The organism is Meridianimarinicoccus marinus, assembly GCF_040689105.1.
In the GTDB taxonomy this organism is placed as follows: domain Bacteria; phylum Pseudomonadota; class Alphaproteobacteria; order Rhodobacterales; family Rhodobacteraceae; genus Meridianimarinicoccus; species Meridianimarinicoccus marinus.
In genome coordinates this window covers 222770-242221 of sequence record NZ_JBFBVU010000001.1, presented here as the reverse complement: position 1 = coordinate 242221, position 19452 = coordinate 222770, and the positions used below count along the sequence as shown (strand labels likewise).

Annotated in this window: 19 protein-coding genes; 11 read left to right on the top strand and 8 right to left on the bottom strand. The window is 66.0% G+C overall.

Annotated features, from left to right (window positions below):
* Positions 1-2 precede the first annotated feature (2 nt).
* The 5 genes from ybeY to irrA all read right to left on the bottom strand — a co-directional run bounded on the left by ybeY (position 3) and on the right by irrA (position 4272).
* A complete protein-coding gene (gene ybeY, locus AB0T83_RS01230) occupies positions 3-542 on the bottom strand; it encodes an rRNA maturation RNase YbeY (RefSeq protein WP_366190853.1) in 540 nt (179 codons plus the stop codon).
* Positions 523-1545 (bottom strand): PhoH family protein, encoded by a 1023-nt coding sequence (locus AB0T83_RS01225; protein ID WP_435891129.1) that lies wholly within the window; start codon positions 1543-1545, stop codon positions 523-525. The genes ybeY and AB0T83_RS01225 overlap by 20 nt, the downstream gene beginning before the upstream one ends.
* Before the next feature lie 243 nt (positions 1546-1788).
* Positions 1789-3114: a tRNA (N6-isopentenyl adenosine(37)-C2)-methylthiotransferase MiaB gene (gene miaB / locus AB0T83_RS01220; protein WP_366190851.1), complete on the bottom strand. Its 1326-nt coding sequence runs from the start codon at positions 3112-3114 to the stop codon at positions 1789-1791.
* 77 nt (positions 3115-3191) lie between these two features.
* A complete protein-coding gene (locus AB0T83_RS01215) occupies positions 3192-3785 on the bottom strand; it encodes a hypothetical protein (RefSeq protein ID WP_366190849.1) in 594 nt (197 codons plus the stop codon).
* 49 nt (positions 3786-3834) lie between these two features.
* A complete protein-coding gene (gene irrA / locus AB0T83_RS01210; protein WP_366190848.1) occupies positions 3835-4272 on the bottom strand; it encodes an iron response transcriptional regulator IrrA in 438 nt (145 codons plus the stop codon).
* Positions 4273-4422: 150 nt separating this feature from the next.
* Here irrA and fabA point away from each other — a divergent pair, with 150 nt between their 5' ends.
* From fabA to AB0T83_RS01190, 4 genes are all read left to right on the top strand, one after another.
* On the top strand, positions 4423-4935 hold the full coding sequence (fabA, locus tag AB0T83_RS01205) for a bifunctional 3-hydroxydecanoyl-ACP dehydratase/trans-2-decenoyl-ACP isomerase (RefSeq protein ID WP_366190846.1): 513 nt from the start codon (positions 4423-4425) through the stop codon (positions 4933-4935).
* A gap of 35 nt (positions 4936-4970) precedes the next feature.
* Complete coding sequence (gene fabB, locus AB0T83_RS01200; RefSeq protein WP_366190844.1) at positions 4971-6197, top strand: beta-ketoacyl-ACP synthase I; 1227 nt, start codon at positions 4971-4973, stop codon at positions 6195-6197.
* Positions 6198-6204: 7 nt separating this feature from the next.
* The gene (locus tag AB0T83_RS01195; RefSeq protein ID WP_366190842.1) at positions 6205-6993 is read left to right on the top strand and encodes an enoyl-ACP reductase FabI; all 789 of its coding nucleotides are present in this window, start codon (positions 6205-6207) and stop codon (positions 6991-6993) included.
* Positions 6994-7859: 866 nt separating this feature from the next.
* Entirely contained in the window at positions 7860-8237 is a 378-nt protein-coding gene (locus AB0T83_RS01190; RefSeq protein WP_366190841.1) for a TfoX/Sxy family DNA transformation protein, read from the top strand.
* Here the strand turns inward: AB0T83_RS01190 and ndk are convergent.
* The gene (gene ndk / locus AB0T83_RS01185) at positions 8204-8626 is read right to left on the bottom strand and encodes a nucleoside-diphosphate kinase (protein WP_366190840.1); all 423 of its coding nucleotides are present in this window, start codon (positions 8624-8626) and stop codon (positions 8204-8206) included. The two genes, AB0T83_RS01190 and ndk, sit on opposite strands and share 34 nt — an antisense overlap.
* 256 nt (positions 8627-8882) lie before the next feature.
* Here ndk and AB0T83_RS01180 point away from each other — a divergent pair, with 256 nt between their 5' ends.
* From AB0T83_RS01180 to AB0T83_RS01165, 4 genes are read left to right on the top strand one after another with little or no spacing between them, the layout of a single operon-like run.
* The gene (locus AB0T83_RS01180; protein ID WP_366190838.1) at positions 8883-9800 is read left to right on the top strand and encodes a LysR family transcriptional regulator; all 918 of its coding nucleotides are present in this window, start codon (positions 8883-8885) and stop codon (positions 9798-9800) included.
* 42 nt (positions 9801-9842) lie between these two features.
* A complete protein-coding gene (locus AB0T83_RS01175) occupies positions 9843-11702 on the top strand; it encodes an ABC-F family ATP-binding cassette domain-containing protein (protein WP_366190837.1) in 1860 nt (619 codons plus the stop codon).
* Between the two features lie 42 nt (positions 11703-11744).
* Positions 11745-12368 (top strand): MarC family protein, encoded by a 624-nt coding sequence (locus tag AB0T83_RS01170; RefSeq protein ID WP_366190835.1) that lies wholly within the window; start codon positions 11745-11747, stop codon positions 12366-12368.
* Positions 12369-12416: 48 nt separating this feature from the next.
* Positions 12417-12998, top strand: coding sequence for a retropepsin-like aspartic protease family protein (locus AB0T83_RS01165; RefSeq protein WP_366190833.1), 582 nt, complete (start codon positions 12417-12419; stop codon positions 12996-12998).
* Between the two features lie 19 nt (positions 12999-13017).
* On the opposite strand, the gene AB0T83_RS01160 is transcribed toward AB0T83_RS01165, so the two are convergent.
* Both AB0T83_RS01160 and AB0T83_RS01155 read right to left on the bottom strand, forming a co-directional pair.
* Positions 13018-13470 carry a DNA polymerase III subunit chi gene (locus tag AB0T83_RS01160; RefSeq protein ID WP_366190831.1) on the bottom strand — a complete coding sequence of 151 codons (453 nt, stop codon included), beginning with the start codon at positions 13468-13470 and terminating at the stop codon, positions 13018-13020.
* Entirely contained in the window at positions 13470-14939 is a 1470-nt protein-coding gene (locus AB0T83_RS01155; protein ID WP_366190829.1) for a leucyl aminopeptidase, read from the bottom strand. Before AB0T83_RS01155 ends, AB0T83_RS01160 begins: the two co-directional genes overlap by 1 nt.
* A 124-nt stretch (positions 14940-15063) precedes the next feature.
* On the opposite strand from AB0T83_RS01155, the gene lptF reads away from it, so the two are divergent.
* Genes lptF through AB0T83_RS01140 form a run of 3 tightly spaced genes read left to right on the top strand, consistent with a single transcriptional unit; the run spans position 15064 to position 19444 of the window.
* A complete protein-coding gene (lptF, locus tag AB0T83_RS01150; RefSeq protein WP_366190828.1) occupies positions 15064-16188 on the top strand; it encodes an LPS export ABC transporter permease LptF in 1125 nt (374 codons plus the stop codon).
* Positions 16185-17279, top strand: a complete 1095-nt coding sequence (gene lptG, locus AB0T83_RS01145) for an LPS export ABC transporter permease LptG (protein ID WP_366190826.1) — start codon at positions 16185-16187, stop codon at positions 17277-17279. The genes lptF and lptG overlap by 4 nt, the downstream gene beginning before the upstream one ends.
* Positions 17280-17284: 5 nt before the next feature.
* Positions 17285-19444 (top strand): LPS-assembly protein LptD, encoded by a 2160-nt coding sequence (locus AB0T83_RS01140; protein WP_366190824.1) that lies wholly within the window; start codon positions 17285-17287, stop codon positions 19442-19444.
* The last annotated feature ends 8 nt before the right edge of the window (positions 19445-19452 follow it).

The following is a 19452-nucleotide window of genomic DNA, read 5'->3' as shown; positions in this document are numbered from 1 at the left end:
TCTCATCCGTTTTGATCAGGGGTTCCACCCTGCTCGGCATATGGGTCTGCGATCCCCAGCTTCGCAAGTATCGTGGTCTCGAGCCCTTCCATCAAGGCTGCATCTGCATCGGTTTCGTGATCGTACCCCAAAAGATGCAGGATACCATGCACGAGAAGGTGTGTGACGTGGTCTTCGGCGCGGCGTCCGGCGGCTTCGGCCTCGCGCAGGCAGGTTTCCAGGGCGATGGCCACATCGCCCAGTTCGATCGGCTCATCCGGCAGAAACCCTTGCGGCGGCTGCGGTGCTCCCCCGGGCGTGTCGGCGGCGCGATCGTCCGAGGGCCACGACAGCACGTTGGTTGGCGCGGGCTTGCCGCGAAACTCGGCATTCAGATCGGCGATGCGGGCGTCGTCGCAGCCCAGCAGGCTGATCTCGAACCCCGCCGGACCATGGCCCAGATGCGACAGCACCGCGCGCGCCGCGGCATTGGCGCGGGCGTCGAGATCGAGGACGGTCCATCCGTCGGCATCAAGGGTAGTTTCAACCGGTTTTTCTGGCATCCGCAGCGTCATAGGCCTCGATGATCCGGGCCACAAGCGGGTGGCGGACCACATCCTTGGCGGTGAAGTAGTTGAACGAGATGCCCTTGACGCCGCTGAGCAGGTTTTCGGCATCGCGCAGCCCGCTTTGCACACCGCGCGGCAGATCGACCTGGCTGCGGTCGCCGGTGACCACCATGCGCGAACCTTCGCCGAGACGGGTCAGGAACATCTTCATCTGCATGGTGGTGGCGTTCTGCGCCTCGTCCAGCACCACGAAGGCATTGGACAGGGTGCGCCCGCGCATGAAGGCCAGCGGCGCGATCTCGATCTTCTTTTCCTCGATCAGCTTGGTGACCTGCTTGCCGGGCAGAAAATCGTTCAGCGCATCGTACAGCGGCTGCATGAAAGGATCGACCTTGTCCTTCATGTCGCCGGGCAGGTGGCCCAGCTTCTCGCCGGCCTCGACCGCCGGGCGGCTGAGCACGATCCGGTCCACGTAGCCGCCGATAAACATCGACACGCCCACCGCCACGGCCAGATAGGTCTTGCCGGTGCCCGCCGGGCCGATGCCGAAGGCAAGTTCGTTGTCGAACAAGGACTTGACATAGGCTTTCTGGGCGTCGGTGCGCGGCTCGACGGTCTTCTTGCGGGTCTTGATCTCGACCTCTTCGCGGCGGAACATCTCAAGCTGGTCGCCGTCGCCCTCTTCAGGTGGCACCGGGGTGTTGGTCATCCGCAACTCGCCGTCGATGTCGCCGGGGCCGACGGGGCGGCCCGACTCCAGACGGTGATACAGGGCCCCCAGAACCTCGATCCCGCGCGACTGCGCGTCCCTGGGGCCATATACAGCAAGCTGGTTGCCACGTCGGAGGATCTGAACACCCAGGGCGGTTTCGATCTGGGTGAGGTTGCGGTCATATTCGCCGCAAAGATCAATGAGCAGACGGTTGTCTTGAAACTCGACCTGGACCTCGGGAACTTCCGCCCCTTCAGTGGGCGGGGTCAGCATGCTGGTGGTCAAAGACGTCTCCTTGCAGGGGGCCTGAGGTCAGCCTGCCAACTCCCCGGCGGCAAGGCAAGCGCAGTGCGCGATTTGTCACGACAACGCCATGGTTTTCCCCACCCCCGGCGCCGGATGCCCGTGCGGTGGGCAGCGCGGATGCGGGCGCAGCATTGGCGGCAAACCCGCCGGTTGGCAAGCGTCTGGAAAAGGTATGGCAGGCGTATGGCAGTGCAGGCGCAGAAACCCGCGCCCGCGACCCGGTCAGATCAACGCGCCCTTCAGCGAGTTCGGCGCGCTTTCGACGATGCGGACGCGGGCCACCTTGCCGATCAGATCGGCGGGGGCCAGCGCATGGACCGCGTGCAGATGGTCGGATTTGCCCACAAGCTGGCCGTCCAGACGTCCGGGCTTTTCGAACAGCACGCCGACCTCTTGCCCGACCATCGCGTCCTGCCGGGCCTTCTGCTGCTCGGTCAGCAGCGCCTGAAGCCGTTGCAGGCGGTCCGAGGCGACCTCGGCGGGAACCTGCCCCTTGCGTTCGGCCGCAGGGGTGCCGGGGCGCGGCGAATACTTGAAGGAATAGGCCTGCCCGTAGCCGACGGTGCGGACCAGCTCCATCGTGTCCTCGAAATCCTGATCGGTCTCGCCGGGGAAACCGACGATGAAATCGCCCGACAGCAGCAGATCGGGACGGGCGGCGCGGATGCGGTCGATCAGCGCGACATACTGCGCCGCCGTGTGCTTGCGGTTCATCGCCTTCAGGACGCGGTCCGAGCCCGATTGCACCGGCAGATGCAGATAGGGCATCAGCTTGGGGCAATCGCCATGGGCGGCGATCAGGTCGTCTTCCATGTCGTTGGGATGCGAGGTGGTGAAGCGGATACGCTCCAGCCCATCGATCTCGGCCAGACGGCGGATCAGCCGGGCCAGTCCCCATTCACCGCCATCGGGGCCGGTCCCGTGGTAGGCGTTGACGTTCTGGCCCAGCAGGGTGATTTCGGCCACGCCGCGCGCCACCAGATCCTCGGCCTCGGCGATCAGGCGGGCGGCGGGGCGGCTGACCTCGGCGCCGCGGGTATAGGGCACCACGCAGAAGGCGCAGAACTTGTCGCAACCTTCCTGCACGGTCAAGAAGGCGGTCGGGCCACGTTTGGCCTTGGGGCGGTCCGCCAGCTTGTCGAACTTGTCTTCCTCGGGAAAATCGGTGTCCAGCGCCGCCTCGCCCTTGCGGGCGCGGGCTTCCAGATCCGGCAGGCGGTGATAGCTTTGCGGGCCGACCACCAGATCCACCGAGGGCTGACGGCGCAGGATCTCGGCCCCTTCCGCCTGGGCGACGCACCCGGCGACGCCGATCTTCAGGTCCGGCTTGTCGGCCTTCAGCGCCTTCAGGCGGCCCAGTTCGGAATAGACCTTCTCGGCGGCCTTTTCGCGAATGTGGCAGGTGTTCAGCAGGATCATGTCCGCATCGTCGGGCGTGTCGGTGGTGACATAGCCCGAGGGACCAAGGGCTTCGGCCATACGCTCGCTGTCGTAGACATTCATCTGACAGCCGTAGGTCTTGATGAAAAGCTTCCGGGGGTCGGACATGGGATGCGGGCCTTTGGCGGGGATGCGGGATTGGCGCGGTGTAGCGAAACCCGGCCTGCGACGCAATGACCGGCGGGTCAGACCATGTCGGTGCCGGTGTCGGCAAGGATGTACAGGCCGACGCCGATCATGATGAGCGGCGCCAGCCACGCCCCGTGCCGTTCCAGCGCAGCCCGCGTCCGGTCGTGGCCCAGCACCCGGCCCAGCACTGCTGCCAGAACCGCTGTACCCAATGCCATGCCCGCGACGATGGCCAGCCGCAGCGGGCTGGCGGTTTCGGCCAGCAGCGGCGTCAGCGTGGCCAGCGTGTCGGTGCTGTTGACCAGCAGCAGCGCCACCATCGAGCCACCCGCCGCAACCGGCGCCTCGCCGGTGGTCGCGCCGCCGCGCAGGGCACGGGCACCGGCAAACAGCCCCAGCCCCAGCGGCACCAGCCCCAGCCAGCGCGTGTGATGCACCGGCAGGCCCGCTGCCATCAGCGACAAGACCCAGGCCGCGGCCAGAACGATCGCCGCAGCGATCCACAGCGCCCGCCGCCCCTGCCGCGCACCATCGGCCAGCGCACCGGCCAGCGCGGTCAGCACGACAAGGTTGTCCATGTTGGTGCCCAGCGTGACCGCCAGCCCCGCCGCCAGCAGCGTCGCCGTTTCATCCAGAAGGCCGGACATCATCAGCGGCTCCACGCCGCGCGATGGATCATTGGGGAACCGAAGGGTAAGGTCAGCCGCGGCGCAGGCGGATGACCACATCCACCTTGGCGATGCGCGCCCCTTCGGGGGCCGAGGGAAGGCGCGCGATCTCAAGCTCGCCGCTGGGGGCATCCGTCAGTTCGGCGGTGTCTTCCCAGTAGAAATGCGGGTGATCGTCGGTGCGCGTGTCGAAATAGCTTTTCGAGCCATCGACGGTGATTTCCTGCAGCAGCCCCGCCTCGCAAAAGGCGCGCAGGGTGTTGTAGACCGTGGCCAGCGCCACACGCTCGCCCCGGCCCAGAACCTCGGCAAACAGGCTTTCGGCGGACACATGGCGGTCCTGCCCGTCACCAACCAGAAGGTCGGCCAGGATCAGGCGCTGCCGCGTCGGGCGCAGCCCGGCGGTCTTGAGCCATGTGGAAGCCCGTGCGGCGGGTGATGTGGGCGAGGGAACCGGCGTCTGTGTCATTGCTGCCTTTATAAAGGGCATTGCGAGTTATTTTCAATTGAAATCGCAAGCCTGCAGGGGGCAGCCCGCTGCTCCGCCGCCCTTGAAACCCGGCGAAAGCAGATGCTAATGGGGGCGAGCACAATAAAACCGACGAAGGGGCAGGCTTCCATGGCCGATTATCCGACCACGTTCGACAAGGAGGCGTTGATTGCCTGCGCGCGCGGGGAGCTTTTCGGCCCCGGCAACGCGCAACTGCCCGAACCGCCGATGCTGATGATGGACCGCATCACCGATGTGTCCGCCGACCGGGGCGAGCACGGCAAGGGGCATATCCGCGCCGAGCTGGATATCACCGACGACCTGTGGTTCTTCCCCTGCCATTTCCCCGGCAACCCGGTGATGCCCGGCTGCCTGATGCTGGACGGCTTGTGGCAGCTGACCGGGTTCAACCTGGGCTGGCGCGGCTGGCAGGGTCAGGGCTTTGCCCTGGGCGCCGGAGAGGTGAAACTGTCGGGCATGATCCGCCCCGATCGCACGCTGGTCACCTATGAGGTGGATTTCACCCGCGTCATCGACCGCCGCCTGAAAATGGGTGTGGCGGATGGCCGGGTTCTGGCCGATGGTGAACTGGTCTGCGCCGTCACCAACATGAAAGTGGGCCTGGCCGCCGCCGAAGGCTGAGCCACCCGCCCACAACCGACCACAAGGAGACCGCCATGCGCCGCGTCGTCATCACCGGGATCGGGATCATCTCGCCCATCGGGAACTCTGTGGAAGAGGTCAAGGACAGCCTGTACCACGGCAAATCCGGGATCCGCAAAGAAGAGGTCTATGCCGAACACGGGTTCCGCAGCCAGGTTGCGGGCATCCCGCAGATCGACCTGACCGAGGCCATCGACAAGCGCCAGTTGCGCTTCATGGGTCCGACCGCCGCCTATGCCTATCTGGCGATGCAGCAGGCGATCGAGGACAGCGGGTTGACCGAGGATCAAGTCAGCAACGACCGCGCCGGTCTGGTGGCCGGATCGGGCGGACCGTCCACGTCGAACTTCTTCTCGGCCCACAAGACCGTGATCGAAAAGGGCGCGCCCAAGCGGATGGGGCCGTTCATGGTCACCCGCTGCATGTCGTCCACCGTGTCGGCCTGCCTGGCGACGCCGTTCAAGATCAAGGGCGTGAACTATTCCATCACCTCGGCCTGCTCGACCTCGGCCCATTGCATCGGCAATGGCGCGGAGCTGATCCAGATGGGCAAGCAGGACGTGGTCTTTGCCGGCGGCGGCGAAGAGGTCGACTGGACCCTGTCGTGCCTGTTCGACGCCATGGGCGCCATGTCGTCGAAGTACAACGACACCCCTGAAACCGCCTCGCGCCCGTTTGACGCCACCCGCGACGGGTTTGTCATCGGCGGCGGCGGCGGCATGGTGGTTCTGGAAGAACTGGAACACGCCAAGGCACGCGGCGCCAAGATCTATGCCGAAGTGACCGGCTATGGCGCGACCTCGGACGGCCACGACATGGTGGCACCGTCCGGTGAGGGCGGCGAACGGTCGATGCGGCAGGCGCTGGCCACCGTCGGCGACCGCAAGATCGACTACATCAACGCCCATGGCACCTCGACCCCTGCGGGCGATGTGACCGAGGTGGAAGCGGTGCGCCGGGTCTTTGGCGAAGGCAACACCCCGCCCATCGCCTCGACCAAGTCGCTGACCGGCCATTCGCTGGGCGCGACCGGCGTGCACGAGGCGATCTACAGCCTGATCATGATGGAGAACAACTTCATCGCGGCCTCGGCCAATGTGACCGAACTGGACCCCGCCCTGAAACCCGAAGAGATCGTGACCGAGCGGCGCGACAACGTCGACCTGGACACGGTTCTGTCCAACAGCTTCGGCTTCGGTGGCACCAACGCAACTCTCATCATGAGCAAATACCACGGGTGACGCAATTATGGCGGATCTGATGACCGGAAAGCGCGGCCTCATTCTGGGGGTTGCCAACGAACGTTCCATCGCCTGGGGCATTGCCCGCGCGATGGCTGCCGAGGGCGCGGAACTGGCCTTCACCTATCAGGGCGAGGCCTTTGGCAAACGCGTGGCGCCATTGGCCGAATCGGTGGGCTCCGACTTTCTGGTCGATGTGGATGTGACCGACGACGCCTCGATGGATCGCTGTTTCGAACAATTGTCGGCGCGCTGGGACCGGCTGGATTTCCTGGTCCATGCGGTGGCGTTTTCGGACAAGGCCGAGCTGAACGGTCGGTTTTCCGACACCACCCGCGCCAATTTCCTGAATTCGATGAATATCTCGTGCTATTCGCTGATCGAACTGGCGCGGCGCGCCAAGCCGATGATGACCGAAGGCGGCACCATCCTGACCCTGACCTACCAGGGCTCGAACCGGGTGACGCCGTTCTACAACGTGATGGGCGTGGCCAAGGCGGCGCTGGAAAGCGCGGTGCGCTATCTGGCCAATGACCTGGGCCCGGACGGGATTCGCGTCAACGCAGTGTCGCCCGGCCCGATGAAGACATTGGCCGGGGCGGCCATCGGCGGCGCGCGCAAGACCTATCGCAACACCGAGATGAACGCGCCGCTGCGATCGAATGCAACGCTGGAAGCCGTGGGCGGCACCGCGGTCTACCTGGCCTCGGACTATGGCGCCTGCACCACGGGCGAGATCATCCGCGTCGATGGCGGCTTCCACATTCTGGGCATGTCGCAGCCGGACAACCTGTAGGCACGCGGGCCAAAGCCCCCCCCGACCGGACCCGGCCCGCGCGCCCGGTCCGGTGGTTTCGACCCTGCGCGATGGCCTTTGGCGGCGCGGCGGCACCGGAACCGCACAAATAATCATCATATGGGAATATATGCGCCCTAAATGCAGGTTGGTGACCGCTGTACAGCGGAGCGATGCTGCAAGTGCATTGTCCGCCGCCCCCCGAATCTGCCAAGGTGATCCCGTCGGACGGAGATGGCATGTCCCAATGCTCCTCCCTGGTCCAGCGCCATGCTCCGCTCGACACCCTTCCCCCAAAATTCCTTGTTGTCAGAAGCTTGGCCCAACCTGTTGCGGCCGTGGAACAGTCGGGCTTTCCGGACTGGAAATCTTAACGGTAACCATTAGTCTAAATTGACATTGATTTTGTAATTATATTACTCTGTAATTATTGAATGGGACAAACGGATTAAGGAAGGTTCCAATGGCAACGCCTGTCACACAGCCCGACCCGCAGCGACCGACGACCGCGCAGGCGCCTTCTGCGCCCGTTCAAAGCCCGCCGGTGCAGTTTCGTGACTGGGCGTCAATCTGAGCCTTTTTCGCCCCGTGCCCCTTGGAGTGGCGCCTGCTCTGCTTATCTCAGGCGCGGCCTGACCCGAGGCCGGGGAACATCCCCCGCATGTTCGGCGTTGAGGCTTCAGTTACCGTGAGTGATCGAAAGGACACGACATGAAAAAGACAGCCGCGCCGACCCGCCCGACCCCCGCGCAGAAACCCGGCCAGGAGAGCCGGCGTCCCGGCTTTGTCTTCACCGACTGGGCCATGATCTGACCCTTTCCCCCATGGGCGCGTCCGGGCTATGCCCAGCGTAAAAGGACGCGCCCATGCCCACCCCCATTTCCCAGATCCGCAATCTTGGCCCGGCCATGGCCGAGGCCTTTGCCAGGGTGGGCATCCAGTCCGCCGAGGATCTGCATGAACTGGGTCCCGACGCCGCCTATGGACGCCTGCTGGCGCAGGGGCACCGCCCCCATTTCATTGCCTATTATGCCATGGTGATGGGCCTGCAGGGCCGCCCGTGGAACGACTGCCAGGGTGCCGAAAAAACCGCCCTGCGCGCACGATTCGACGCCCTGAAAGCAGCTGCAAAAGCCGCCCCAGAACAGCAAAAGGGCCACGCCCGGATGGACGCGGCCCTCGCCGAAATCGGGGTGATCAGGCGGTCTGATCAGCCCACCAGTTCAAGACCCGAGAAGAAATAGGCGATTTCCTCGGCAGCGGTTTCCGGTGCGTCGGAACCGTGGACCGAGTTTTCACCGACCGATTCCGCGAATTCGGCGCGGATGGTGCCGGGGGCGGCATCGGCGGGGTTGGTGGCGCCCATGACTTCGCGGTTCTTGGCAATGGCGCCTTCCCCTTCCAGCACCTGCACGACCACCGGCTCGGAGGCCATGAATTCGCACAGTTCGTCATAAAACGGGCGTTCGGCGTGCACGGAATAGAACTGGCCGGCCTGCGCCTTGGTCAGGTGAATGCGCTTCTGTGCGACAATGCGCAGGCCCGCGTCTTCGAACTTGGCGTTGATCTTGCCGGTCAGGTTGCGCTTGGTGGCGTCGGGTTTGATGATCGACAGGGTGCGTTCGGTCGCCATGTTGGGAAATCCTTCAGAAGGTTGGATCGTGCCGGACGCCGTGTCCGGACGAAATCGCGCGTCTGCTAACACGGGCGCGGGCGGTTGAAAAGTCACCTGTTGCGATGGCGGGCGCGGGCTTTCATGCTGCGCCCGGAATGGCATCCGGCCCAGAATTTGGGCCAGACACCGCCGGAACCGCCAAGTGTTGCGTTTTTTCTTGCACAATGAAGCACTCAGACGCAGTTTGTTGTCTAAATTGCAACAGTTTGGCAGAATGACCCGCGGATATCTCGATCAACGCCTGTTTCTGAGGGTCATCGAATTGGGCTCGCTGCGCGCGGTTGCGCGGGAAGCGGATCTGGAGGCGTCTTCGGTGTCGCGGCGGCTGACCCGGCTGGAATCCCGGCTGGGCGTGCGTCTGCTGGAACGCGGCACCGGGGCGACCGAACCGACCGAAGCCGGGCGCCAGTATTACGAGGCGCTGCGCCGTCTGCTGGCCCAGATCGACATGCTGGAGGCCGGGATCGCCCGGCAGCCCGAGCGTCTGAAAGGGCTGCTGCGGGTGGCGGCCCCGGCCGATTTTGGCCGTGCCCATGTGGCGGCCTGGCTGCTGTCGTTCCGTGCCCGCCATCCGGGGCTGGAAATTGACCTGGTGCTGGGCGATCCGGCCCCCGCCCCGGATCAGACCGGCGCCGATCTGGTGCTGACCTGCGATCCGGTGGCGCGGCGGCTGGGGCTGGGACGGCAGAAGCTGGCCGAGTGCCGGCAGATGCTGGTGGCCGCCCCCGGCTATCTGTCGCGCCACGGCGCCCCGCGCGAGGCCGCCGATCTGGTCGGCCACCAGCATGTGTTCCGCCATCGCAGCGAGATGACCGCGCCGCTGCGCCTGACCGGGCGCGACGGACGCCGGCATTCGATCCGCCGCAACGGCGCGCTGAGCCTTGGCGCCCTGTCCACGGCGGTCGAGGCCGCTTGCGGCGGTGAAGGCGTGCTGTTCGGCCCGGTATGGGCGCTGGCCCCGGCGCTGGATCGCGGCGCGCTGGTGCCGGTGCTGGCCGACCATCGCTTCGACATGGCGCCGCTGACCGCGCTGTGGTCCGAGGCCGAGGTCCTGCCCGGCCGCATCCCCGGTTTCGTCGCCCACGCCCTGAGCCAGGTGCGCCAGGTGCCCGGAACCGAAGATTGGGGCTGATCCCCCCTTTTGCCGGGCGGGCGTCGGTGATAACCGCCCCTCATGTTGCGCATCGAAGATATCTCGTATTCCGTCGAAGGCCGTCCCCTGTTTGAAGGGGCCAGCGCCGTCATTCCCACTGGTCACAAGGTTGGCCTTGTCGGCCGGAACGGCACCGGCAAGACCACGCTGTTCCGCCTGATCCGTGGCGAGCTGGTGCTGGAAGGCGGGCGCATCAGCCTGCCCGAGCGCGCCCGCATCGGCGGCGTCGCCCAGGAGGTGCCCTCCTCGGAAACCACGCTGCTGGACACGGTGCTGGCCGCCGATACCGAGCGCGCCGCCCTGCTGGTCGAGGCCGAGACCGCCAGCGATCCGACCCGCATCGCCGACATCCAGACCCGGCTGGCCGATATTGACGCCTGGTCGGCAGAGGGCCGCGCTTCGGCCATCCTGAAGGGGCTGGGATTCGACGACGCCGAACAGCGGATGCCGTGCTCGGCCTTTTCGGGCGGCTGGCGGATGCGGGTGGCGCTGGCGGCGGTGCTGTTTGCCCAGCCCGACCTGCTGCTGCTGGACGAACCGACAAACTATCTGGATCTTGAAGGGGCGGTCTGGCTGGAAAGCTATCTGGCGCGCTATCCCCATTCGGTGATCATCATCAGCCACGACCGCGGGCTGCTGAACCGGGCGGTGGGCGCGATTCTGCATCTGGAAAACCGCAAGCTGACCTTCTACCAGGGCCCTTACGACCAGTTCGTGCGCCAGCGCGCCGAACAGCGCGCGGTGCTGGCGGCCCAGTCCAAGAAACAGGACGCACGGCGCGCCCATCTGCAAGCCTTCGTGGATCGCTTCAAGGCCAAGGCCAGCAAGGCCAAACAGGCGCAAAGCCGGGTCAAGATGCTGGAGAAGATGACGCCCATCGCCTCGCCCGAGGAAGCGAAAAGCCGGGCGTTCTCCTTCCCCGCGCCGGAAGAACTGTCGCCGCCGATCATCGCCATGGAAGGCGCCGAGGTCGGCTATGGAGAGGTGCCGGTGCTGCGCAAACTGTCGCTGCGGATCGATCAGGACGACCGCATCGCGCTGCTGGGCAAGAACGGTCAGGGCAAGTCAACGCTGGCCAAGCTGCTGTCGGACCGACTGCCGGCGATGTCGGGGCGGATCGTGCGCGCCTCGAAGCTGCGCATCGGCTATTTCGCCCAGCACCAGCTGGACGAGCTGGAGATCGACGAAACCCCGCTGGACCACCTGCGCCGCGAGCGCCCCGGCAGCCCGCCGGCGAAGCTGCGGGCGCAACTGGCGGGGTTCGGGCTGGGCGCGGATCAGGCCGACACGGTGGTCGCGCGCCTGTCGGGCGGTCAGAAGGCGCGGCTGTCGCTGCTGCTGGCGACGTTGGACGCGCCGCATATGCTGATCCTCGACGAACCGACCAACCACCTGGACATGGAAAGCCGCGAGGCGCTGGTCGAGGCGCTGGCCGCCTATTCCGGCGCGGTGATCCTGGTCAGCCACGACATGCATCTGCTCAGCCTCGTGGCCGACCGCCTGTGGCTGGTCAAGGATGGCCGCGTGACGCCCTATGAGGATGATCTGGAAGCCTATCGCAAGATGCTGCTGGCGGGCGAACCGAAGCCCGAGTCCAAGGCCGCGGCCGCTGCGGCGAAACCTGCGCCGAAGAAGCCTTCGCGCGACCGCATCATGGCCATGCGCGCCGAGGTCCGCAAATGCGAGGAGCGGCTGGGCAAGCTGAACGCGATGCGCGACCGGCTGGCCGGCAAGCTGGCCGACCCGGAACTGTACGACGCGCCGCGCATCAACGAGGCCGAGGTCTGGCAGAAGAAATACGCCGAGGTGATGGAGGCGCTGGACCGCGCCGAAAGCCTGTGGCTGGATGCACAGGACAAACTGGAAAAGGCCGGGGGCTGAGCCGCCGCCGCGCCGTGCCTCACGTCTGGACAGGACCGCCCCATGGATCTCGCCTTTGCGCTCAGCACCTTCGTGACGCTGTTTCTGGTCATCGACCCGATCGGCATGTCGCCCCTGTTCCTGGCGCTGACCAGCGGTATGGACAAGGCGCGCCGCCGCAGCATCGCCTTCCGCGCCTGCGCCATCGCCTTCGTGGTGCTAACAATCTTCGGCCTGTTCGGCAACGCGGTGCTGGAAGGGCTGGGGATTTCGCTGCCGGCCTTCCGCATTTCGGGCGGGCTGATGTTGTTCCTGATCGCCGTGGACATGCTGTTCGAACGCCGCACCGAACGCCGCGAGGGCCGCACCCCGGATGCCGATCACGACCCGTCGGTGTTTCCGCTGGCCACGCCGCTGATCGCCGGGCCGGGGGCGATGGCGGCGATGGTCCTGCTGACCGGCAGCGGCGCGCCGGGCTGGCTGGGCATTCTGGAGGTGCATCTGGTGCTGGCCGCCGTCATCGGGCTGGTGCTGCTGCTGTTCCTGATCTCGGGCGTGATCGAACACATTCTGGGCCGCACCGGCATTCTGGTGGTCACCCGCCTGCTGGGGATGCTGCTGGCCGCGCTGGCGGTGCAATTCGTGCTGGACGGCCTGCACGACCTCGGGGTGCTGACCCTGACGTGACTTCGAGTGCGACAGTGCCTATCTGAAAGGGCAGGCTTGGAGGCGCACATGGGTTCTGACCAGATCGGATCGCTGATCTATCTCATTCTTCTGGGGCTGCTGGTGGGCAGCTATGTGCTGGTGGCGAACCGGCGCAACCTTGGACAGATGACCCGGCACGCGGTGCTTTGGGGGCTGATCTTTCTGGGCATCGCCGTGGGGGCCGGGCTGTGGCAGGACATCCGGCAGGGCAGTACCCTGCAACAGAGTGTGCAGGCCGAGGGCGAGACCATCACCCTGAACCGGCTGCGCGACGGGCATTTCCACATGGCGCTGAAGATCAACGGCGCGCCGGTCAACTTCCTGGTGGATACCGGTGCTACCGAAATGGTGCTGAGCCTTGAGGATGCCGCGAAGGTCGGCATCGACACCGGCAAGCTGGCCTTTCTGGGTCGCGCCCGCACCGCCAACGGCCAGATCGAAACCGCGCGGGTCTGGCTGGACCGGGTCGAACTGGCCGGACAGGTGGAAACCAAGGTGCCCGCGCAGGTCAGCCGGGGCGACATGCCGGGCTCGCTTCTGGGCATGTCCTATCTGTCGCGGTTCGAGCAGATCACCATCAACGGCGACCGAATGGTGCTGACCCGCTGACGGCCCCCTGCCCGCGCGATCAGCGCTTGCGTTCCCAGCGGCCGCTTTCCTCGCTCCAGTATTCGGCCTCGGCGCCGGCGGCGGTCAGGGCTTTCCATTGTCCACGGGCGTGGCCAAGCGCCTCCGCATTGCCGCCATCGAACAGGATAAAGGTCCGATCCAGCGCGGCGGCCTCCCCCTCCCCCACCGGGGCGCCCTCGATGCTCATCAGGCAGCGGGTGGCGGGGGACAGGGTTTCCGACAGGGTCAGCAGCACCGGTTGCAGGTCGTCCTGCGGTCCGCCCGCCAGTCCATGGGGCAGGAAGGCGGCCTCATCCCCAAGCCAGAGGTTCTGATCCAGCCAGTCAAGCTTTTCGGCGCTGCGCCCGCGCACCTCGACCCGCAGCCCGGCGCCGATGGCGCGTTCCAGCAGACGGGCCAGCGCGTTTTCGACCGGGCTTCGGGTCAGGTGGTAAAAGCGGACAACGCCCATCAGTCTTCCAGCATGTCCTGCACCAGCCGGTCCAGCGCCAGCACGCCCCAGCCGCTGGCGCCCTTGGGCGCGAAGGCGGTCGCCTCGGGGGTCCGCGCGACCCCGGCAATGTCCAAATGCACCCAGGGCGTGCCGTCCTTGATGAACCGTTGCAGGAACTGCGCGGCGGTGATCGATCCCGCCGGGCGGCCGCCGACGTTCTTCATGTCAGCGATCTGGGATTTCAGCTGCTTGTCATAGGCCGGGTCCAGCGGCATCCGCCAGGCGCCCTCGCCCTCGGCCTCGGCGGCTTTCAGGAAGGCGCCTGCCAGCGCGTCGTCATTGGCAAACACCCCGGCCCTGGCATGGCCCAGCCCTATGATGACCGCCCCGGTCAAGGTGGCCAGATCGACGATGCTACGCGGCTCGAACCGCTGTTGCGCGTACCACAGCACATCGGCCAGAACGAGCCGCCCCTCGGCATCGGTGTTGATGACCTCGACCGTGTCGCCCTTCATCGAGGTGATGACATCGCCGGGGCGGATCGCCTTGCCGTCGGGCATGTTTTCGACCAGCCCGACCAGACCCACCACATTGGCGCGCGCCTTGCGCAGGGCCAGCGTGCGCATGACACCCGCCACCACGCCCGCGCCGCCCATGTCGGCGGTCATCTCCTCCATGCCGCCGGCGGGCTTGATGCTGATGCCGCCGGTGTCGAAGACCACGCCCTTGCCGACCAGCGCCAGCGGCGGTTCGCCCTCGGCCCCGCCGTTCCAGCGCATCACAACCACCTTGGACGGGCTTTCCGAGCCCTGCCCGACCGCCAGCAGGGTGCGCATCCTCAGCTTTTCCAGCTCGGGTTCTTCCAGAATCTCCACGTCCAGCCCGATTTCCTGCATGGCGGCAAGGCGGGCGGCGAAATCGTCGGTGGTCAGGATGTTGGCGGGCGCATTGATCAGGTCGCGGGTGAAGAACACGCCTTCCGCGCGGGCGGCCATGTCGCGGGCGGCGGCGGCCACCGCCTCGGGGCGCGTCACCATGACCGAGACCCCGCCTTCCTCCGGTGCGGCCTCGGACTTGTGATCGGTGAAGGCATAGGTGCGCAGCGCCAGCCCGAAGGACAGATCTGCGGCGCGCGGATGAGCGCCGGCCAGAATCAGCAGCGGCTTGCCATCCTTGGCCCCGGCGATGGTGGCCCCGGCCTTGCGCACCGACAGCGCATCGGCCTTGCGATCCAGCTTGATCACCTGCACCGCCGTCGCGGCCATATTGGCGGGAAAGCCCATTTCCAGCGCCTGCCCGGCCTTCAGATCGGCAAAGCCCGCGCTTTCGACCGCGCGCAGCAAGGCCCCGCGGGTCAGCTTGTTGACCCGGCGCGCTGCCGGATCCAGCTTGGCCTCGGCCCCCACCAGGACGACGACACGGCCTTCGGCCAGGGCGATCCTGTCCAGATCAAGTTCTTCGAACCGGATGGCGACGGGGGTGGTCATGAGGCATCTCCAGTGTTGCTGTTCCCTTTTCAGTAATCGTGCCGCGCCGCGATGGCCAGAGACCAGTTTTCCATTGCGGCCGGATCGGTTAAGACCGGGGACACGAACACGGAAAGGGTGGTGAGTGGGGCGTTTCGACCGGTATATCCTGTCCCAGCTGATGCGGGTCTTCGGCTTCTTTGCGCTGGTGCTGGTCGGGATCTATTGGGTCAACCGCGCGGTGATCCTGCTAGACCGCTATCTGGCCGAAGGCCAGGGCGGCGGGCTGGTGCTGCAGCTGACCCTGCTCAGCGTGCCGGGCATCATGTTGATCGTGCTGCCGGTGGCGGGCTTCGTGGCCGCCGCCTATACCACCAACCGCCTGCACGCGGACAGCGAGTTGGTGGTGGTACAAGCGACCGGCTATTCCGCCTTCCGGCTGGTGCGGCCCTATGCAATCTTCGGGGTGATCGTGCTGCTGCTGATGTCGCTGCTGGCGCATCTGGTGGTGCCCGCCGCCGCGCGCGAGTTGAACCGCCTGGAGGCCCAATTGGCCGATGCGATCTCGGCCCGGCTGCTGGTGCCCGGCACCTTTCAAAGCCCGACGCGCGGTGTCACCGTCTATGTCCGCGACATCTCGCAGGATGGCACGCTGGAGGGGCTGCTGGTCACCGACCGCCGCGAGCCCGCGCGCGAGACCACCTATAGCGCCCATCAGGCCCTGCTGGTGCGGCACGAGGACGGGCCGCGGCTGGTGATGTTCGACGGCATGGCCCAGACCCTGACCCACAGCACCGGGCGGCTGGCCACCACGGTATTCGACGATTTCACCGTGGCCATCGGCGATCTGGCCACCGCCCCGGCGCAGCGGCGGCTGGACCAGCGGCAACTGTCGACCATGACCCTGCTGAACCCCACCCCCGAGATCGAGGCGCAGACCCGGCGCAACGCCGCCTACCTGCAACGCGAGGCGCATCTGCGGATCACCCAGGCGCTGCTGTCGGCCACCGCCGCCGTGGTGGGTTTCGCGGCGCTGATGCTGGGCGGGTTCAGCCGCTTCGGCCTGTGGCGGCAGGTGGCCTTTGCCATCGTGCTGGTGGTGCTGGTCAAGCTGGTGGACAATGCCGCCATCGATATCGCCAAGACCGATCCGTCGAAATGGCCGCTGGTCTATGTGCCCTGCCTGATGGCGGCGGTGCTGTGCCTGATGCTGCTGGCGGTGGCCGACAGCACCCTGGGCGCGCGGCTGCGCCGACGGAGGCGGGCATGATCCTGCACCTGTATTTCGCCCGCAAGTTCCTCACGACCTTCGCGGTGATCCTGGCCGGGTTCACCCTGTTCATGTGGCTGGTGGAACTGCTGGAACACATCCGCCGTTTCGACACCGGCGAGGTCAGCTTCGGAATGCTGGCCTATATGGCCCTGCTGCATCTGCCCGAGGTATTGTATCAGATCCTGTCACTGATCGTGCTGTTGACGGCGGTGACCATGTTCATCTCGCTGGCGCGCACCTCGGAACTGGTCATCACCCGCGCCACCGGACGGTCGGCGATCCGCAGCCTTGTGGCCCCGGCGCTGGCGGCGATGGCCCTGGGCTGCGTGGTCGTGGCCATCGGCAACCCGATCGTGGCCGCGATTTCCAAGGAATACAACGAAACCGAAAACCGTATCCGCGGCTCGGAACGCGTTGTCTCGGTCAGTCGCGAGGGCCTGTGGCTGCGCCAGGGCCGCCCCGGCGAGCAGGTGGCCATCCACGCCGAAAGCGCCAATATGGACGGCACCAAGCTGTTCGGAGTGTCCTTCTTCAGCTTCGACGGCGAGGATCGTCCGCTGTACCGGATCGACGCGGCCTCGGCGGAACTGGGCAACGGCGCGTGGGTGCTGATGCAGGCCAAGCGCTGGGATTTCGACGCCGACGGCAATCCCGAGGCAAGGGCCCAGACTATCCAGGCGACCTCGGTACCCACCGATCTGACCCGCAACCAGATCCGTGACAGCTTCGGCACCCCCTCGGCGATCCCGATCTGGGAGTTGCCCGAGTTCATCGCCCGGCTGGATGTGGCCGGGTTCTCGGCCCGGTCGCACCGGGTCTGGTTCCAGGCGGAACTGTCCAAACCGCTCAGCTTTCTGGCGATGGTTCTGGTGGGGGCGATGTTCACCTTGCGGCATACCCGGTTCGGCCGCACCGGGCTGATGGTTCTGGCCGCGGTGCTGTGTGGTTTCGGGGTCCATTTCGTCGGCAATCTGGCGCAGGTCATGGGCGACAGTGGACAGTTGCCGGTAATGGTGGCCATCTGGGCGCCACCCGCCGCCGCCATCTGCATGGCGCTGGCCACATTGCTGCATTACGAGGACGGTTGAGCATCGTGTCGCGACGCCCCCTTCTGCCTGCCCTGCTGACCCTGCTGGTCGTGACCCTGACCGGACTGGGGCTGGCGGGGCCTGCGCGGGCGCAGCAGGACGCGGCCCCGGTGTTGACCTCTCTGGCCGCCGATCTGGTGCAGATCGAGGGCGAGGATGTGCTGGTGGCCACCGGCAACGTCGAGATCTTCCACGGCGACACCCGGTTGCGCGCCGACAGCCTGCGCTATGACCGCGCCACGGACCGGATTTTCGTCGCCGGTCCGATCACCATCATCGACGCCGATGGAACGATCCTGCTGGCCGATCAGGCGGAATTGCAGGCGGATCTGGAAACCGGCCTGCTCAGCGGCGTGCGCCTGATCCTGGACCGGCAGTTGCAGATCACCGGCGCCGAGATGGCGCGCCGGCAGGGCCGCTATTCCGACCTGCGGCAGGTGGCGGCCTCAAGCTGCGAAACCTGCGAGGATGGCCGCGCGCCCCTTTGGGAAATCCGCGCCAAGCGCGTCGTCCACGACGAAGAGCTGAAACAGATCTATTTCTACCACGCGCGCTTTCGCATCTGGGGCGTGCCGGTGTTCTACCTGCCCACCCTGCGCGTACCCGATGGCACCGAGGACCGGGTGTCGGGCTTCCTGACCCCGTCGTTCTATTCGACGACGGAATTCGGCTATGGCCTGAAGCTGCCCTATTACTATGTCATCAACGAGCATTCCGACCTGAAGCTGACGCCCTATGTGGCCACCGATTACACCACGACGCTTGAGGCGCGGTACCGGCAGGCGTTTGCCAATGGCAACATCACCGTCGATGGCGCGGTATCGCAGGACTCCATCGAGCCGGGCAAGACGCGCGGGTATCTGTTCGTCAACGGGGCATTCCGGGTGCCCTATGACTTCTCGCTGAATTTCGATCTCGAAACGACCTCGGACGATCCCTATTTGCGCGACTATGGCTATTCCGAGAAGGACCGTCTGGACAGCGCCATCACACTGCTGCGCACCCGCGAGGACGAGCGGATCTGGGCCAATGTCACCCACTACCAGTCGCTGCGCGCCGACACCACCAACGAGGATGAATACGAACCTGTGCTGTCCGGCGATCTGCGCTGGAACCACCGCTATCAGCCGGCCGCTCTCGGCGGCTGGCTGGACACGGATCTGATCGGCCACTTCCATGTGCGCGATTCCGACGAGAACATCATCGGCCGCGACATGGCGCAGTTGCGCGGCCGGGTCGACTGGGCGCGGGACTGGACCGGGTGGAACGGGTTGCGGATGCAGGCGCGCACCCGGCTGAACGCCGAGGCCAAGCAGATCACCAACGACGACCGCTATCCCACCTATCAGACCGCGCTCATTCCCGAGGCCGCCGTGACCCTGTCCTGGCCGATGATCAGCCCGGCCAGCGACGGCGTGTCCTACATGCTGGAACCGGTCGCCCAGTTCGCCTGGTCCGACGCGGGTCAGATCCGATCGCCCAACGACGACAGCCGGGCCGTGACGCTGGATACCGGCAACCTGTTCCGCCTGAACCGCTTTCCGGGACTGGACCGCTACGAGGACGGCGGCCGCGTCAACCTGGCCCTGCGCTGGAGCCGCCAGTCCACCGACGGCCTGACGCTGGCCCTGACCGGCGGGCGCATCTACCGCTACGACGATTGGGATATCTTCCCGGACGGATCGGGGCTGAGCGGGCCGCGCTCGGACTGGCTGGCGCAGGTGGACATCGATTTTTCGAACAACCTGGCGCTGCGCACCCTGACCCTGCTGGACAACGACTTTGAACCGGCTCTGTCGCAGACCCGGCTGTCGCTGACCTATGGCGACCTCGATCTCAGTTCCAGCTACATCTGGCAGCGCGAAGATCGCAGCAGCGACCAGACCAAGGATCTGAACGAGATCGCCGCCAATCTCGACTACCAGATCAACGAAAGCTGGTCGAGCGAGCTGGTCATCCGGCGCGACTATACCGCGAAACGGACCAACTTTGCCGAACTTGGCCTTGCCTATGAAAACGAATGCGTCAGGGTTGATCTTTTCGCCCGCCGCAGATTTAGAGCAACCACCGATGTCGAACCCACGCTCAGCTACGGCCTGTCCGTCAGTCTGCCCGGGTTTGGCAGCAACGAGACCGCTGCGCGCCGCCGCCGCTGCACCAGTTGAGGACCACA

Bases quoted from the DNA above. Each gene is read 5' to 3' on its own strand.
- ybeY (WP_366190853.1), bottom strand. From the start codon at position 542: ATGCCAGAAAAACCGGTTGAAACTACCCTTGATGCCGACGGATGGACC.
- AB0T83_RS01215 (WP_366190849.1), bottom strand. From the start codon at position 3,785: ATGATGTCCGGCCTTCTGGATGAAACGGCGACGCTGCTGGCGGCGGGG.
- ndk (WP_366190840.1), bottom strand. From the start codon at position 8,626: ATGGCGACCGAACGCACCCTGTCGATCATCAAACCCGACGCCACCAAG.
- lptG (WP_366190826.1), top strand. From the start codon at position 16,185: ATGATCCTGCACCTGTATTTCGCCCGCAAGTTCCTCACGACCTTCGCG.
- AB0T83_RS01155 (WP_366190829.1), bottom strand. From the start codon at position 14,939: ATGACCACCCCCGTCGCCATCCGGTTCGAAGAACTTGATCTGGACAGG.
- AB0T83_RS01170 (WP_366190835.1), top strand. From the start codon at position 11,745: ATGGATCTCGCCTTTGCGCTCAGCACCTTCGTGACGCTGTTTCTGGTC.
- AB0T83_RS01180 (WP_366190838.1), top strand. From the start codon at position 8,883: ATGACCCGCGGATATCTCGATCAACGCCTGTTTCTGAGGGTCATCGAA.
- AB0T83_RS01195 (WP_366190842.1), top strand. From the start codon at position 6,205: ATGGCGGATCTGATGACCGGAAAGCGCGGCCTCATTCTGGGGGTTGCC.
- AB0T83_RS01165 (WP_366190833.1), top strand. From the start codon at position 12,417: ATGGGTTCTGACCAGATCGGATCGCTGATCTATCTCATTCTTCTGGGG.
- fabB (WP_366190844.1), top strand. From the start codon at position 4,971: ATGCGCCGCGTCGTCATCACCGGGATCGGGATCATCTCGCCCATCGGG.
- AB0T83_RS01160 (WP_366190831.1), bottom strand. From the start codon at position 13,470: ATGGGCGTTGTCCGCTTTTACCACCTGACCCGAAGCCCGGTCGAAAAC.
- miaB (WP_366190851.1), bottom strand. From the start codon at position 3,114: ATGTCCGACCCCCGGAAGCTTTTCATCAAGACCTACGGCTGTCAGATG.
- AB0T83_RS01190 (WP_366190841.1), top strand. From the start codon at position 7,860: ATGCCCACCCCCATTTCCCAGATCCGCAATCTTGGCCCGGCCATGGCC.
- fabA (WP_366190846.1), top strand. From the start codon at position 4,423: ATGGCCGATTATCCGACCACGTTCGACAAGGAGGCGTTGATTGCCTGC.
- AB0T83_RS01175 (WP_366190837.1), top strand. From the start codon at position 9,843: ATGTTGCGCATCGAAGATATCTCGTATTCCGTCGAAGGCCGTCCCCTG.
- irrA (WP_366190848.1), bottom strand. From the start codon at position 4,272: ATGACACAGACGCCGGTTCCCTCGCCCACATCACCCGCCGCACGGGCT.